The following is a 12,911-nucleotide window of genomic DNA, read 5'->3' on the forward strand; positions in this document are numbered from 1 at the left end:
CCGCACGGGCTCCCGCAGTTCATTCCACAGACTTCCCAGACAAGGAGGGCCGGTCGGCATGACCGTTGTCCCTGCACAGCAAGCCGGCGGATCGGGCGGCACCAGTGGCCTGTACGACGTCCTGGAGCTGGTACTCGACCGCGGCCTCGTCATCGACGCCTTCGTGCGTGTCTCGCTCGTCGGCATCGAGATCCTGAAGATCGATGTGCGTGTGGTCGTCGCCAGCGTCGACACCTACCTGCGCTTCGCCGAGGCGTGCAACCGCCTCGACCTGGAGGCGGGCCCGCGCAAGAACCCCGGACTCCCCGACCTCATGGGCGAGATCACCGAATCCGGCGCGCGCGGCAAGTCCAAGGGTGCGCTGTCCGGCGCCGCCGAGACCATCTCCGACGCGTTCAAGCAGTCCCGTGAAGAGGGCCAGTCGGAGCCCCGCCCGCGCGCCCGCAAGAGCACGTCCGCGCGCAGGAAGGAGGAGCAGGAATGAGTACGTACGTATATGGCATCACCGCGAGTTCGCACCCTTCGCTCCCCGAAGGCATGGAGGGCGTGGGAAAGCCGGCGCGCCCCGTGCGCATCGTCAAGGAGGGCGACCTGGCGGCGATCGTCAGTGACGCGCCCGAGGGCCTGCGCGCCAAGCGCAACGACCTGCTTGCCCACCAGAACGTCCTGAACGAGGCGGGCGCGGCGGGTCCGGTCCTGCCCATGCGGTTCGGCAACGTCGCCCCCGACGACGCGGCCGTCACGAGCGTGCTGGCCGAACGCGCCGAGCACTACCGCGAGCGGCTCTCGACGCTGGCGGGCAAGGTCGAGTACAACGTCAAGGCCAGCCATGACGAGCAGGCCGCGCTGCACCGCGTGATGGCCGACAACCCCGAGATGCAGGCGCTCGCCGAGGCCAACCGTCAGGCAGGTGGCGGCAGTTACGAGCAGAAGCTGCAGCTCGGCGAGATGGTGGTGGCCGCACTCCAGGGCCGGGAGGCCGAGGACGCGGTGGAACTGCACCGTGCGCTTGAGCCGGCGGCACACGCCGTCAGTGTGGGCCCCGAGTCCACGGGATGGCTGGCCAACCTGTCGTTCCTGGTGGAGCGCGAGTCCGCCGAAGTGTTCCTCGCCGCGGTCGAGGATGCCCGCAAGTCGCATCCGCACATCGAACTGCGCGTCAACGGTCCGCTGCCGCCCTACAGCTTCATCGAACCCGGGCCCTCCGAGCCGACGGGAGCCGCGCCGGAGTCGGCGGGCTCGCAGGCCGGCCGGGAGTAGCGCATGGGACTGATCGGCGAAGTACTGATGCTGCCGTTCGCCCCGGTGCGCGGCAGCCTCTGGGCGGTGAGCCAGGTACTCGCCGAGGCCGAGCGCCAGTACTACGACCCGGCCACCGTCCGGTCCGAACTCGCCCGTCTCGAGGAGCTGCTCGAGTCGGGGGAGATCGGCGAGGAGGAATTCGACCGCCAGGAGGACGAGTTGCTCGACCGACTGGAAGTAGGCCTGCGCACCGGCGCGGGAACTGACAACGGGACCACACGATGAATCGACTGGGACTGGGCCTCGCCGTAGGGGCCGGATACGTCCTCGGGCGTACGAAGAAGATGAAGCTGGCGTTCGCCGTCGGCACGATGGTGGCCGGCAAGCGGATGAATCTGAGCCCGCGTGCCCTTGGCGACCTGGTGTCCCAACAGCTGCAGAACAACCCGCAGTTCAAGGAGATCGGCGACCAGCTGCGCGGGGACCTGCGCGGGGTCGGGAAGGCCGCAACCGGGGCGCTGGTCGAGCGGCAGATCTCGGGCCTGGCCGACCGGCTGCACGGACGGACGGCCGATGTGCGGGACCAACTCGCGGGCGTGACACCGGACATGCCGGGGCGCGGCAGCGAGGACGAGGGTGATCCGGACGACTCGTACGAGGAGTCCGCGGAGGCGGAGCCTGAGGACGAGCCCCAGGACGAGCCCCAGGACGAGCCCCAGGACGAGCCCCAGGACGAGCCCCAGGACGAGCCCCAGGAGGAGCGCCGGCCGAGGAGGAAGGCTCCCCAGCCGAAGGCCGCCCCCAAGAAGGCGGCAGCCAAGAAGAGCCCCGCCAAGAAGACGGCGGCACACAAGAGCCCTGCGAAGAAGACGGCGAAGAAGACGCCGAAGAAGGCCCCCGCCAGGGCCGCGGCGAAGACCTCCGCGCGCCGCGCCACCGGGGCCCGGCTGCCGAAGGAGGGTGGCCGCGATGAGTGACACGCTGGGGCCCGCGACGGACCGGGCGAAGGACAATCCGATCACCGGCGTCGCGCGGAGCGAGGCCGCCGACCGGCTCAAGGCGGAGGTCCAGGAGTATCTCGCCGCCCAGGCCCAGCGCCTGCTGGTCGGCGTGGGTCACAAACTCGGCGAGACGACGGTCAAGCTCAACGACATCGCCGAGGGCAACAGCCCGGGCTTCGCCAAGCTCGCCCTCGACGGCGGCCGCAAAGTGGCCGAGGGCAAAGGACCGCTGCGGTCCGCGCTGGAGGTCGGCGCGGGGCGGGCCAAGGACAGTGTGGTCGACGCCTTCAAGAACATGACCGAGGGCAAGGGCCGCCGCAAGGGCGGGGCAGGCAAGAAGCCGACGGTCATCATGGAGTTCGTGGACGTCGGCGTGCCGCTGCGCACGGCGTACGACCAGTGGACCCAGTACCAGGAGTTCAGCACCTTCGCCAAGGGCGTCAAGAGCGCGAACCGCGCCGACGACACCACATCCGACTGGCAGGCCAAGGTCTTCTGGTCCAACCGGAGTTGGAAGGCGCACACCACCGAACAGGTGGCGGACGACCGGATCGCCTGGACCTCCGAGGGGGCGAAGGGCACGGCGAAGGGGGTCGTCTCCTTCCACTCCCTCGCCGACAACCTCACGCGCGTCCTGCTGGTCCTGGAGTACTACCCGAAGGGTCTCTTCGAGAAGACCGGCAACATCTGGCGCGCCCAGGGCCGCCGGGCACGGCTCGACCTGAAGAACTTCGCCCGCTTCATCACCATCAAGGGCGAGGCGGAGGACGGCTGGCGCGGGGAGATCCGCGACGGCGAGGTCGTCCACAGCCACGAGGACGCGCTCGCGGAGGAGCAGGGCGAGTACGAACAGGATGAACAGGACGAACGGGACGACGAAGAAGAGGACGAGCGGGACGCGCACGGCGAGTACGAGTACGAGGACGACGAGGAAGACGAGGGAGACGAGGGAGAGGACGAGGCGAAGTACGAGGAAGAGGCCGTAGCGAGCGGGAGCCGCCGATGACCACCGCAAGCCGGCTCCCCGAGCCGTACGGGCAGGGCGGCGGCGCGAACCTGGCCGACATCCTGGAGCGAGTGCTCGACAAGGGCATCGTGATCGCGGGGGACATCAGGATCAACCTGCTCGACATCGAACTGCTCACCATCAAGCTGCGGCTCATCGTCTGCTCCGTCGACAAGGCCAAGGAGATGGGGATCGACTGGTGGGAGGACGACCCCGACCTGTCCTCCCGCGCACACGGCAAGGAACTCACGCGTGAGAACGCCGAGTTGCGTGCCCAAGTCGCCGAACTGGAGCAGCTGGAGCAAGGCAGGACGGAGCAGGGCAGGACCGAGCAGGGCAGGACCGAGCGAGGCAAGGTGGAGCAGGGCGGGCCGAGGCGCGGCAAAGCGGAGCAGGGCAAGACGGAGGAAAGCTCATGAGCGGACTGCGATACGTCTACGCCATCTGCCGGCCCTTCGACGCGGCGCTCCAGGCGCAGGTGACCGGGGTGGACGGCGTGCCCCCCGGTCAGCTGGCGCACCACGGACTGATCGCCGTGGTCGGCACCGTGCGGGAGGAGGACTTCGCGGAGGAGTCCCTCCGGCGCCATCTGGAGGACCTGGACTGGCTGAGCGCGACCGCGCGTGCCCACCAGGCGGTGATCGACGCGCTCACGGCGGTCACGACGCCGCTGCCGCTGCGGCTCGCCACCGTGTTCCGGGACGACGCGGGCGTGCGCGCGATGATGGAGGCGCGGGAGGACTCCTTCAGGCGGACGCTCGACCGGCTCGACGGCCGCGTGGAATGGGGCGTCAAGATCCATGCCGACGCGGAGGCCACCCGCCCGGCGGTGGAGCCGCAGAAGGCCGCGTCGGGCCGGGACTACTTGCGTCAGCGCCGACAGCGCAGCAGGGCTCATGAAGAGATGTGGGAGAGCGCCGAGAAGTTCGCGCGCAGGCTGCACGACATGCTCTGCGGGCAGGCGGAGGACGCCAGGCTGCACGCGCCGCAGAACTCCGCGCTCTCCCGGGAATCGGGCCGCAACGTACTCAACGCCGCCTATCTGGTGCCGCGTTCGGACTCGGAGGCCTTCGCGGAACTGGTGGAACGCGCGAAGGGCGAGGAGCCTGGCCTGCGGGTGGAACTCACCGGGCCGTGGGCCGCTTACTCGTTCGCGGGCCTGGAGACGGACGGGGGCGACGCGGCGGACGGCGCGACGGGGGAGGCGGGACTGTGACCGTCGTCGAACGCCGGGAAGTGGCCTTGGTCGACCTGCTCGACCGGCTGCTCGCCGGCGGGGTCGTCATCACCGGGGACCTCACCCTGCGCATCGCGGACGTCGATCTCGTCCGTATCGACCTGAACGCACTCATCAGCTCGGTGAACGAGCAAGTGCCTTCGCCCTTCGAGGAGTTGCTGTGAGCGAGCGGACTCCCGGAAAGAACCGGCTTGAACTCGAACCGGACACGGTGGAACGCGACCTGATCAAGCTCGTCCTGACCGTCGTGGAGCTGCTGCGTCAGCTCATGGAGCGGCAGGCCGTGCGCCGATTCGACACCGGGGACCTTGACGAGGACCAGGAGGAGCGCATCGGGCTCACGCTGATGCTCCTCGACGACCGCATGGCCGAGCTGCGCGAGCGTTACGGCCTGCGGCCCGAGGACCTGAATCTGGACCTCGGGCCGCTGGGGCCGCTGCTTCCGAGGGAGTAGTCCGGCAGCAGTTCTTCTCGGCCAGTGGCTCCTCCCAGTGGCTCCTCTCGGCTCTCAGGGGCCTCTCGGCTCTCAGGGGGCAGCCGACTTCGCGAACTCCGTCAGGAACGCCTCGCAGAACGCCTTCAAGTCGTCCGGCTTGCGGCTGGTGATCAGCGTGTTGGGCCCGTCGTGGCAGATCTTCACCTGCTCGTCGACCCAGGTGCCGCCCGCGTTGCGGATGTCCGTACGAACGCTGGGGAACGAGGTGAGCCCGCGGCCCGAGACGACATCCGCCTCGACGAGGACCCACGGGGCGTGACAGATCGCGGCCACCGGACGGCCGCTGTCGACGAAGTCGCGTACGAAGGACACGGCCCCCTCGTCGAGGCGCAGCGCGTCCGGGTTGGCCACGCCGCCCGGCAGGACGAGCCCGTCGAAGGAATCGGCCGACACTTCGCCGACGACCTCGTCCACGGGGAACGTGTCGGCCTTGTCCAGATGGTCGAAGGCCTGGACGTGGCCCGTCCGCGTCGAGACGAGGACGGGCTCGCCGCCCGCGTCGGTCACCGCCTTCCAGGGGTCGGTGAGTTCGATCTGCTCGACGCCCTCCGGCGCCATCAGGAATGCGATACGCATGGTTGCTCACTCTCCTCGCCTGGCCCCGGGCGGTCACGTCCGGGGCCGTTTCTACGGTGTTCGACGGTGGTGGATCAGGGGTTCCCTGGTACCGCGAAGGTCAATCAGAGTGACTGACCTGTGGCCTGATGGGTACTCAGAGTCACATGCGAATGAGTGTGATGGACGTGGGTTCGAATGCGGTCCGGCTGGTCGTCGTGGACGCCGAGGACGGTGTGCCCTTGCCGGTGCACACCGCCAAGTGGAAGGTGAGACTCTCCGAGGAGGTCGGACCGAGCGGGGCGATCCCCGAGGATTCCGTGGGGCAGCTCGTCGCGGCGGTCTCCGCGGCCGCCGGGACCGCCCGGCGGTGGGGCTCGGCGGAGCCACTGGCCTTCGGGACGACGGTCGTACGCAGTGCGCCCAACCGCCTTGACGTGCTGCGGACCATCAGCGAGGCGACCGGTGTACGGCTGTGCACGCTGCCCGGAGAGGTGGAGGCCGAGCTCACCTTCCTCGGGGCCCGCCGGTGGATGGGCTGGCGAGCCGGGCCTCTCGCGCTGTTCGACATCGGCGGCGGCTCGCTCGAGGTGGCCTTCGGGCGCGGACGGCTGCCGGATTACGTGGCCTCGCTGCCCCTCGGCGCGCGCCGGCTGACCCGGGAGTTCTTCGAGGGCGAGGACCCGCCGAGCGAGCAGAGCGTGAAGGAGCTGCGGCGCAAGGTGCGCCACCAGCTGCGGGACGTCGCCGCGCGGATCCGCTGGGAGGGGCCGCGCACCGCCGTGGCGACCTCGCGGACGTTCCAGCAGCTCGCACGGCTCGGTGGCGCCGCGCCGGGCCGCCAAGGGCCTTTCACGGCACGGCAGTTGAGCCGGGCGGAACTGCGCCATTGCCGTGACCGGCTCGCGGCGCTGCCGACGGCCGAGCGCGCCCTGCTGCCGGGGGTCTCGGCGCCGCGGGCCGCGCAGAGCCTGGCAGGAGCGATCGTGGGGCACACGGCGATGAAGCTGACGGGGGTCAAGACGGTCACCATCTGCCCCTGGGCCATCCGGGAAGGCGTGCTTCTGCGGCACATGGAGGACGGCGGGGCATGGTGGGCGGAGGTCAGTCGGCAAGGCGCGGTCGCGGCGCTCGGCGCGCAGCCGGTGGCGCTGCGGATCGCGGCCCTGCAGAACTGAGACGCGGGCGTGCGGAGCTTTCGGGCTGCTGCCGGCGCAGTGCCGCACGCTCCTCCGCGCTGGCCCCGCCCCACACGCCGTAGGCCTGACCGCTGTCCAGAGCCCAGGTCAGGCAGGGCCGGAGCACGGGGCAGCGCACGCAGATCCGCTTGGCGGCCAGCTCCTCGCGCAGCGCGGGGCCTGCCGCGCTGACGGGGAAGAACAGCTCGGGGTCCACTCGCGCGCAGAGCGCGCTTTTCATCCATTCCATCAAGGCCTCCCCTCAGAGGTGGAGTTCGCCTGTGTCCGGTCCGCTCCCCTCCGGTCCAGAACTGGGGCACGGGTGCCCACGCCGCGCGTACGGAAACCGGTGAGTGCCGGGGTACGGGACGGGCCGATGTTCCGTCGGGCTCATCCCGCGTCGGACGGGGGTGCTGCCGGTGCTGTCTCGAGCTGGGAGATGGTCGCGGCCAGTTTCTGGCGCAACGGCTTCGGGACCTGTCCTCCCGTGGCAGCGGCGACCAGCTCGTCAGCCACGACATGCAGCTTGGTGTTCGAGTTCTGGGAGACCGCGACCAGGACGCTCCACGCGTCCTCGGCGCTCAGGCCGAAAGAGGCCATCAGGACTCCGCGCGCCATGTCGATGACGGGGCGCGTCTGCATGGCCCGTCGCAGGTGACCGAGTTCGACATGCGGGTCCTGCTCCACATCGATGTCCTCCGCGAGTTGCGTGGGAGGTGCGGGTTCAGTCATGGCGGCCACTCCGTAGGCGTCCGTGCGTCATCACCTCACCCAGAGTCGGCCCGACGAGGTTCACCCGTCAAGAGATACCGGAAATCTGGTTCGTCCTTTTGAATACGTGAATCAAACGGCCTATCTTGTAGGGATGGCTGCAGTACCTGAATCGCACAGCGGTTGGACGTTCCTCACCAATCACGCTCGTGTGCTGGCCGCGATCGCCGATGATCCCGCCACCCGCATCCGGGACATCGCCGCGCGCTGCCGGCTCACCGAGCGAGCCGTACAGAAGATCGTTTCCGATCTGGAGGAGGATGGATACCTCTCCCACACGCGGCAAGGCCGCTCCAATGCCTACCGCATCGAAGCGGGGACCATCCTGCGGCACCCCGCCGATTCAGGGCTCGCCGTGGCGGAACTCCTCACGCTCCTCGCCCAGCACGATGCCCAGCACGACGCCGATCGCGGCGAGGGATCACGCCAGTTGGAATCGTCGCCGCCGCAAGCGCGCGGCCCGCGGTCCGATCCGTGACGTGAAGGAGCACGCGGCGCGGCCCGCCGTTCGCCAGATGTCGACAGCGGGCCCCTGACCTGCGGCGGATGCGTTTCGCGCGGACCGGATGGCCGTGCCGGGCGGCGGTTAAGCTGGGGAGCATGGCCTACGAGATTCCGGTGACGCAAGCCCGAGCAGAGCTCGCGGATCTGATCAACCGCGTCGTCTACGGCGGCGAGCGGGTGGTCGTCACCCGTCATGGCAAGCCACTCGTGGCCCTTGTCTCCGCCGCCGACCTGGAACGGCTCGAGGCGCTGCCGGACGCGGACGAGGAGCAGGTGGTCAGTTCCGTCTCGGCGTTGCGCTCCACGTCGTCCCCGGCGCCAGGTGCGGGGGAACGGCAGCGCTTCGGTATCGCCGCCGAACACCGGGGCCCCGACGCGACGTAGCCGTAAGGCAATTGAGCATGGTCAGGGCCGTACGCCCCCGTCCGCTACAGCGGAGGCGTACGGCTGTCTCTGGGTGCCGCCCGGGTGCCGTCCGGGTGCCACCGGGTCAGGCGACCGGCGCCGCTTCCCGCACCGCCGGCGCCTCGGCGTGTGCCGCCGCGGCGGGGCGGCGGCGGAGCGCGCCGAGCAGTACGGCCGTCAGGCCGAGCAGGGCCCAGGCGCCGAGGGTGACGAGCGGGCCCGTGCTTCCCGCGCCGTCGAAGAAGGACACCGAGCGCAGCAGCGTGCCTCCGGCGCCCGGCGGCAGCAACTGGCCGACGAATCCGACCGGTTCGGGCAGCAGTTGCGGCGCGGACGTCACGCCGGAGAACGGGTTGCCGAGCAGCACCATCGTCAGTGCGCCGACGCCGATGCCCGCCGGGCCGAGGAGTGCGGCGCACCCGGCGACGGTGCCGCCGACCGCGAGCGTCAAGAGGCTCAACACCCCCGCTTCCGCCCACCAGTTGCCCGTGAGGATGCCGAGCCAGCTGTGCGTCACGGCGGCGGCGACCACGCCGACCAGCGCGGCGGCCAGGACGAGGGAGGCCACCGCGCGGATGCCGCGCAGGCCGAGCATCCTCACGATGGCGCCGGCGGCGACACCCGCGATCGCCATCGGCAGGATGCTCGCCCCGAGGGCGGAGCCGCGCGGGTCGTTCGCGGGGGCGGCCACCACGTCGGCGGTGGTCACATCGGCCCCCTGCGGGGCCTGACCGGCCACCGCCTGCTCCAGGAGCTGCGCGACCACCGGTCCTGCCGCCGTCGCGGTCAGCAGTTTCATTCCTCGGGGCGTGACGACGACCGCCCCGTACACGGCCCTGTCCTCGATGGCGTCGCGGGCCGCGGCCTCATCGGCGTACTGGTGGACCTCGAACGCGCCCTTCTTCTCCCTGAGTTGGTCCTTGAGGGGAGCCGTCGCCGCGGCGGGTCCCGCGACGCCGAGCGGCAGGTCGCGGGGGGCGGTCCTGGCGGCGGGCCAGGCGAAGGCCCACAGGGCGAGGGCCACGAGAGAGGAGACCAGGATGGCCACCGCCACCATGCGGCGGCCCTGCGGAGTCGGGGTGGTGACCGACGTGGACATGAGCTGAGCTCCTTCGGGGATGGGTGTGGTGTGCTGCGGGCTCTACGGAGATTAAAGAGAAGGATCGTTCGTTTTACGTGATGCCCACACTGTGCTTCTGGCTGTGGTGCTTGTCAAGAATGAATGTTCGTTCTATTTTTGACGGTATGGCCCGCGTATCCCAGGAGCACCTCGACGCACGCCGCCGCCAGATCATTGACGGCGCCGCCCTCTGCTTCGCCCGCAACGGCTTCCACGCCACCTCGATGCAGGACGTGCTCAAGGAGGTCGGCCTCTCGGCCGGAGCGGTCTACCGCTACTTCCGGGGTAAGGAGGAGCTGATCGGGGCGATCGTAGGTGAGGTCCTCGAGTGGCTCCAGGCGACCTTCGAGGAGGCCGCGAAGCAGACCCCGCCGCCACCGCCGGACGTACTGGTCGGCCGCGCGCTCGCCCAGGTGCTCAGCCGGAGGTCGGGGGTCGAGGAGGGGGAGGCCTCGTACTTCCCGCGGCTGATCGTCCAGGTCTGGGCGGAGACGCTGCGGAACAAAGAGCTCGCCGCCGTGATGAACGAGGGATACGCCAAGGTGCGGGTGGCCTGGGTGAAGATCGTCGAGGGGTATCAGGCGGCGGGCATGATGCGGGACGACGTCCCGGCCGACCGTGTCGCGCGGGTGATGGTCGCCGCGGCTCAGGGCTTCGTCGCCCAATTGGCGCTGTTCGACGAGGTTCCGGTCGAGGCGCTGCAGGACGGCCTGCGCGGCCTGATGAGTATGGGGAAGCCCAGCTGATGGTCATGAAGGAGTCAAGCGCTGGTTAACCTCGTTGAAACTCCCCCCAACTAGCCTGCGATGCCACGCCACCAGGGGTTTTCGTAACCGGGGTGCGCAAGATCAAGCGTACTGCCTGTGTGTTACATCTATATCCGTCGCGGTGGCCGCGGCAGCCGGACCCCGCACGGTCCGGAGCGAGGACTGTGAGGTGGGACGCGTGCAACTGACCCCGCACGAGCAGGAGAGACTGCTCATCCATGTGGCCGCGGACGTGGCCGAGAAGCGAAGGGCGCGGGGGCTGCTGCTCAACCACCCCGAGGCGATCGCGCTCATCACGTCCCACATCCTCGAAGGTGCCCGCGACGGCCGCACCGTCGCCGAGCTCATGTCGTCGGGGCGCAAAGTCCTCACGCGTGACGACGTCATGAGCGGCATCCCGGAGATGATCCACGACGTCCAGGTCGAGGCCACCTTCCCGGACGGCACCAAGCTCGTCACCGTCCACGACCCGATCGTCTGACGGGGGCGGCCAGATGAGTCCCACGCAGCCCGTGATACCCGGCGAGTTCCTCTTCGCCGACGAGCCCGTCGCCTACAACGTAGGCCGCGAGGTCACCTCCCTCACCGTCCTCAACGCCGCCGACCGCCCCGTCCAGGTCGGCTCCCACTACCACTTCGCCGAGGCCAACCCCGGTCTCGACTTCGATCGTGGCGCCGCGCACGGCAAGCGGCTCAACATCGCCGCCGGCACCGCCGTGCGCTTCGAGCCCGGAATCCCCGTCGACGTCGAACTCGTCCCCCTGGCCGGTCTGCGGATCGTGCCCGGACTGCGCGGCGAGACCGGAGGTGCCCTCGATGCCTGAGCTGTCCCGCGCCGCGTACGCCGATCTGTTCGGCCCCACCACGGGCGACCGGATCCGGCTCGCCGACACCGACCTCCTCGTCGAGATCGAGGAGGACCGCTCCGGCGGCCCCGGACTCTCCGGCGACGAGTCGGTGTTCGGCGGCGGCAAGGTCATCCGCGAGTCGATGGGCCAGTCGCGCACGACACGCGCCGAAGGGGCCCCCGACACCGTCATCACCGGCGCCGTGATCATCGATCACTGGGGCATAGTCAAGGCCGACGTCGGCATACGCGACGGTCGAATAACCGGCATCGGCAAGTCCGGCAACCCGGACACGATGGACGGCGTACACCCCGATCTCGTGATCGGCCCGGAGACCGAGATCCTCGCGGGCAACGGCAAGATCCTCACCGCGGGCGGCATCGACACCCACATCCACTTCATCTCGCCGACCATCGTCGACGAGGCGCTCGCCTCCGGGGTCACCACCCTCATCGGCGGCGGCACAGGACCGGCCGAGGGCAGCAAGGCGACCACCATCACCCCCGGCTCCTGGCACCTGGCCCGGATGTTCGCGGCGATGGAGTCCAGCCCCGTCAACATCGGCTTCCTCGGCAAGGGCAACACGGTCTCCAGTGAGTCCATGCACGCCCAACTGCGGGCCGGAGCCGTCAGCTTCAAGATCCACGAGGACTGGGGCGCGACGCCCGCCGTCATCGACGCGTGTCTGAACGTCTGCGAGGACACCGGCGCCCAGCTCGCCGTCCACACCGACACGCTCAACGAAGCGGGCTTCGTCGGCGACACGTTCAAGGCCGTCGCGGGCCGCACCCTGCACGCCTTCCACGTCGAGGGGGCGGGCGGCGGGCACGCACCGGACATGATCACGGCGGTGTCGCTGCCGAACATGCTGCCGAGCTCCACCAACCCGACCCGGCCGCACACCGTCAACACCATCGAGGAACACCTCGACATGCTGATGGTCTGTCACCACCTCAACCCGGCGGTCCCCGAGGACCTCGCCTTCGCCGAGTCGCGGATCCGGCCCACCACCATCGGGGCGGAGGACATCCTGCACGACCTCGGCGCCATCTCGATCATGTCGTCGGACTCGCAGGCCATGGGGCGCATCGGCGAGGTCGTGATGCGTACGTGGCAGACCGCGCACGTGATGAAGCGACGGCGCGGCTTCCTGCCGGGGGACACCCGGGCGGACAACCGGCGCGCGCGCCGCTACGTCGCCAAGTACACGATCAACGCGGCGGTCGCACAGGGCATCGACCACGAGATCGGCTCCGTCGAGACGGGCAAGCTCGCCGACCTGGTGCTGTGGAACCCGGCGTTCTTCGGCGTCAAGCCGCAGGTGGTCATCAAGGGCGGGCAGATCGCGTACGCGCAGATGGGCGACGCCAACGCCTCCATCCCCACGCCGCAGCCGGTGCTTCCGCGGCCCATGTTCGGTGCCCGGGGCGCGGCGCCGGGGCTCAACTCGGTCAACTTCGTGACGCAGTCGGCGCTGGACGACGGGCTGCCCGAACGGCTCGGTCTGGCCAAGGAGTTCACCGCCATCCGCTCGACGCGCGGGCGCACGAAGGCGGACATGCGTGAGAACGACGCCCTGCCGAGGGTGGAGGTCGCTCCCGACAGCTTCGCCGTCACCATCGACGGGGAGCTCGTCGAGCCGTCGCCCGCCGCCGAACTGCCGCTCGCGCAGCGGTACTTCCTGTTCTGACGGGCGCTGTCATGTCCAGAGCCGCACTACTCGTCCTGGCCGACGGCCGGTTCCCCGCCGGAGGGCACGCGCACTCCGGCGGAGCCGAACC

The 12,911-nt window shown here is 69.9% G+C and carries 20 protein-coding genes and 1 pseudogene; 17 read left to right on the forward strand and 4 right to left on the reverse strand.

Annotation, left to right across the window (positions count from 1 at the left end):
* Positions 1-58: 58 nt before the first annotated feature.
* Genes ABD378_RS32780 through ABD378_RS32820 form a run of 9 tightly spaced genes read left to right on the forward strand, consistent with a single transcriptional unit; the run spans position 59 to position 4,940 of the window.
* Complete coding sequence (locus tag ABD378_RS32780) at positions 59-484, forward strand: gas vesicle structural protein GvpA (RefSeq protein ID WP_344526883.1); 426 nt, start codon at positions 59-61, stop codon at positions 482-484.
* Positions 481-1,260, forward strand: coding sequence for a GvpL/GvpF family gas vesicle protein (locus ABD378_RS32785; protein ID WP_344526885.1), 780 nt, complete (start codon positions 481-483; stop codon positions 1,258-1,260). Before ABD378_RS32780 ends, ABD378_RS32785 begins: the two co-directional genes overlap by 4 nt.
* A gap of 3 nt (positions 1,261-1,263) precedes the next feature.
* A complete protein-coding gene (locus tag ABD378_RS32790) occupies positions 1,264-1,527 on the forward strand; it encodes a gas vesicle protein GvpG (protein WP_344526887.1) in 264 nt (87 codons plus the stop codon).
* The gene (locus ABD378_RS32795) at positions 1,524-2,219 is read left to right on the forward strand and encodes a DNA primase (protein WP_344526889.1); all 696 of its coding nucleotides are present in this window, start codon (positions 1,524-1,526) and stop codon (positions 2,217-2,219) included. The genes ABD378_RS32790 and ABD378_RS32795 overlap by 4 nt, the downstream gene beginning before the upstream one ends.
* Positions 2,212-3,249: an SRPBCC family protein gene (locus ABD378_RS32800; RefSeq protein WP_344526891.1), complete on the forward strand. Its 1,038-nt coding sequence runs from the start codon at positions 2,212-2,214 to the stop codon at positions 3,247-3,249. Before ABD378_RS32795 ends, ABD378_RS32800 begins: the two co-directional genes overlap by 8 nt.
* Entirely contained in the window at positions 3,246-3,668 is a 423-nt protein-coding gene (locus tag ABD378_RS32805; RefSeq protein WP_344526893.1) for a gas vesicle protein, read from the forward strand. The genes ABD378_RS32800 and ABD378_RS32805 overlap by 4 nt, the downstream gene beginning before the upstream one ends.
* A complete protein-coding gene (locus ABD378_RS32810) occupies positions 3,665-4,465 on the forward strand; it encodes a GvpL/GvpF family gas vesicle protein (RefSeq protein WP_344526895.1) in 801 nt (266 codons plus the stop codon). Before ABD378_RS32805 ends, ABD378_RS32810 begins: the two co-directional genes overlap by 4 nt.
* On the forward strand, positions 4,462-4,650 hold the full coding sequence (locus ABD378_RS32815) for a gas vesicle protein (protein ID WP_160509195.1): 189 nt from the start codon (positions 4,462-4,464) through the stop codon (positions 4,648-4,650). Before ABD378_RS32810 ends, ABD378_RS32815 begins: the two co-directional genes overlap by 4 nt.
* Positions 4,647-4,940, forward strand: a complete 294-nt coding sequence (locus ABD378_RS32820; RefSeq protein WP_344526899.1) for a gas vesicle protein K — start codon at positions 4,647-4,649, stop codon at positions 4,938-4,940. The genes ABD378_RS32815 and ABD378_RS32820 overlap by 4 nt, the downstream gene beginning before the upstream one ends.
* A 72-nt stretch (positions 4,941-5,012) precedes the next feature.
* On the opposite strand, the gene ABD378_RS32825 is transcribed toward ABD378_RS32820, so the two are convergent.
* On the reverse strand, positions 5,013-5,558 hold the full coding sequence (locus ABD378_RS32825; RefSeq protein WP_344526901.1) for a type 1 glutamine amidotransferase domain-containing protein: 546 nt from the start codon (positions 5,556-5,558) through the stop codon (positions 5,013-5,015).
* Positions 5,559-5,704: 146 nt separating this feature from the next.
* Between ABD378_RS32825 and ABD378_RS32830 the strand changes: the two genes are divergently transcribed.
* Positions 5,705-6,715 (forward strand): Ppx/GppA family phosphatase, encoded by a 1,011-nt coding sequence (locus tag ABD378_RS32830; RefSeq protein ID WP_344526903.1) that lies wholly within the window; start codon positions 5,705-5,707, stop codon positions 6,713-6,715.
* On the opposite strand, the gene ABD378_RS32835 is transcribed toward ABD378_RS32830, so the two are convergent.
* Together ABD378_RS32835 and ABD378_RS32840 are read right to left on the reverse strand one after the other, a co-directional pair.
* Positions 6,642-6,965: a WhiB family transcriptional regulator gene (locus tag ABD378_RS32835; RefSeq protein WP_344526905.1), complete on the reverse strand. Its 324-nt coding sequence runs from the start codon at positions 6,963-6,965 to the stop codon at positions 6,642-6,644. The two genes, ABD378_RS32830 and ABD378_RS32835, sit on opposite strands and share 74 nt — an antisense overlap.
* Positions 6,966-7,105: 140 nt before the next feature.
* Positions 7,106-7,447 carry an ANTAR domain-containing protein gene (locus ABD378_RS32840; RefSeq protein WP_344526907.1) on the reverse strand — a complete coding sequence of 114 codons (342 nt, stop codon included), beginning with the start codon at positions 7,445-7,447 and terminating at the stop codon, positions 7,106-7,108.
* A gap of 133 nt (positions 7,448-7,580) precedes the next feature.
* On the opposite strand from ABD378_RS32840, the gene ABD378_RS32845 reads away from it, so the two are divergent.
* Both ABD378_RS32845 and ABD378_RS32850 read left to right on the forward strand, forming a co-directional pair.
* The gene (locus ABD378_RS32845; RefSeq protein ID WP_344526923.1) at positions 7,581-7,964 is read left to right on the forward strand and encodes a helix-turn-helix transcriptional regulator; all 384 of its coding nucleotides are present in this window, start codon (positions 7,581-7,583) and stop codon (positions 7,962-7,964) included.
* Between the two features lie 122 nt (positions 7,965-8,086).
* A complete protein-coding gene (locus ABD378_RS32850; protein WP_344526909.1) occupies positions 8,087-8,374 on the forward strand; it encodes a type II toxin-antitoxin system Phd/YefM family antitoxin in 288 nt (95 codons plus the stop codon).
* A gap of 106 nt (positions 8,375-8,480) precedes the next feature.
* Here ABD378_RS32850 and ABD378_RS32855 read toward each other — a convergent pair whose 3' ends face one another.
* Positions 8,481-9,494 carry an ABC transporter permease gene (locus tag ABD378_RS32855; RefSeq protein WP_344526911.1) on the reverse strand — a complete coding sequence of 338 codons (1,014 nt, stop codon included), beginning with the start codon at positions 9,492-9,494 and terminating at the stop codon, positions 8,481-8,483.
* A 146-nt stretch (positions 9,495-9,640) separates the two neighbouring features.
* Here ABD378_RS32855 and ABD378_RS32860 point away from each other — a divergent pair, with 146 nt between their 5' ends.
* From ABD378_RS32860 to ABD378_RS32880, 5 genes and pseudogenes are all read left to right on the forward strand, one after another.
* Complete coding sequence (locus tag ABD378_RS32860; RefSeq protein WP_344526913.1) at positions 9,641-10,261, forward strand: TetR/AcrR family transcriptional regulator; 621 nt, start codon at positions 9,641-9,643, stop codon at positions 10,259-10,261.
* A gap of 199 nt (positions 10,262-10,460) precedes the next feature.
* A complete protein-coding gene (locus ABD378_RS32865; protein ID WP_266873899.1) occupies positions 10,461-10,763 on the forward strand; it encodes an urease subunit gamma in 303 nt (100 codons plus the stop codon).
* Positions 10,764-10,794: 31 nt separating this feature from the next.
* Positions 10,795-11,106: an urease subunit beta gene (locus ABD378_RS32870; protein WP_344526925.1), complete on the forward strand. Its 312-nt coding sequence runs from the start codon at positions 10,795-10,797 to the stop codon at positions 11,104-11,106.
* Entirely contained in the window at positions 11,099-12,820 is a 1,722-nt protein-coding gene (locus ABD378_RS32875; RefSeq protein ID WP_344526917.1) for an urease subunit alpha, read from the forward strand. Before ABD378_RS32870 ends, ABD378_RS32875 begins: the two co-directional genes overlap by 8 nt.
* Before the next feature lie 11 nt (positions 12,821-12,831).
* A pseudogene (locus tag ABD378_RS32880) lies at positions 12,832-12,911 on the forward strand (urease accessory protein UreF); the annotation flags it as partial.

The organism is Streptomyces rectiviolaceus (assembly GCF_039533825.1).
Classification (GTDB): Bacteria; Actinomycetota; Actinomycetes; order Streptomycetales; family Streptomycetaceae; genus Streptomyces; species Streptomyces rectiviolaceus.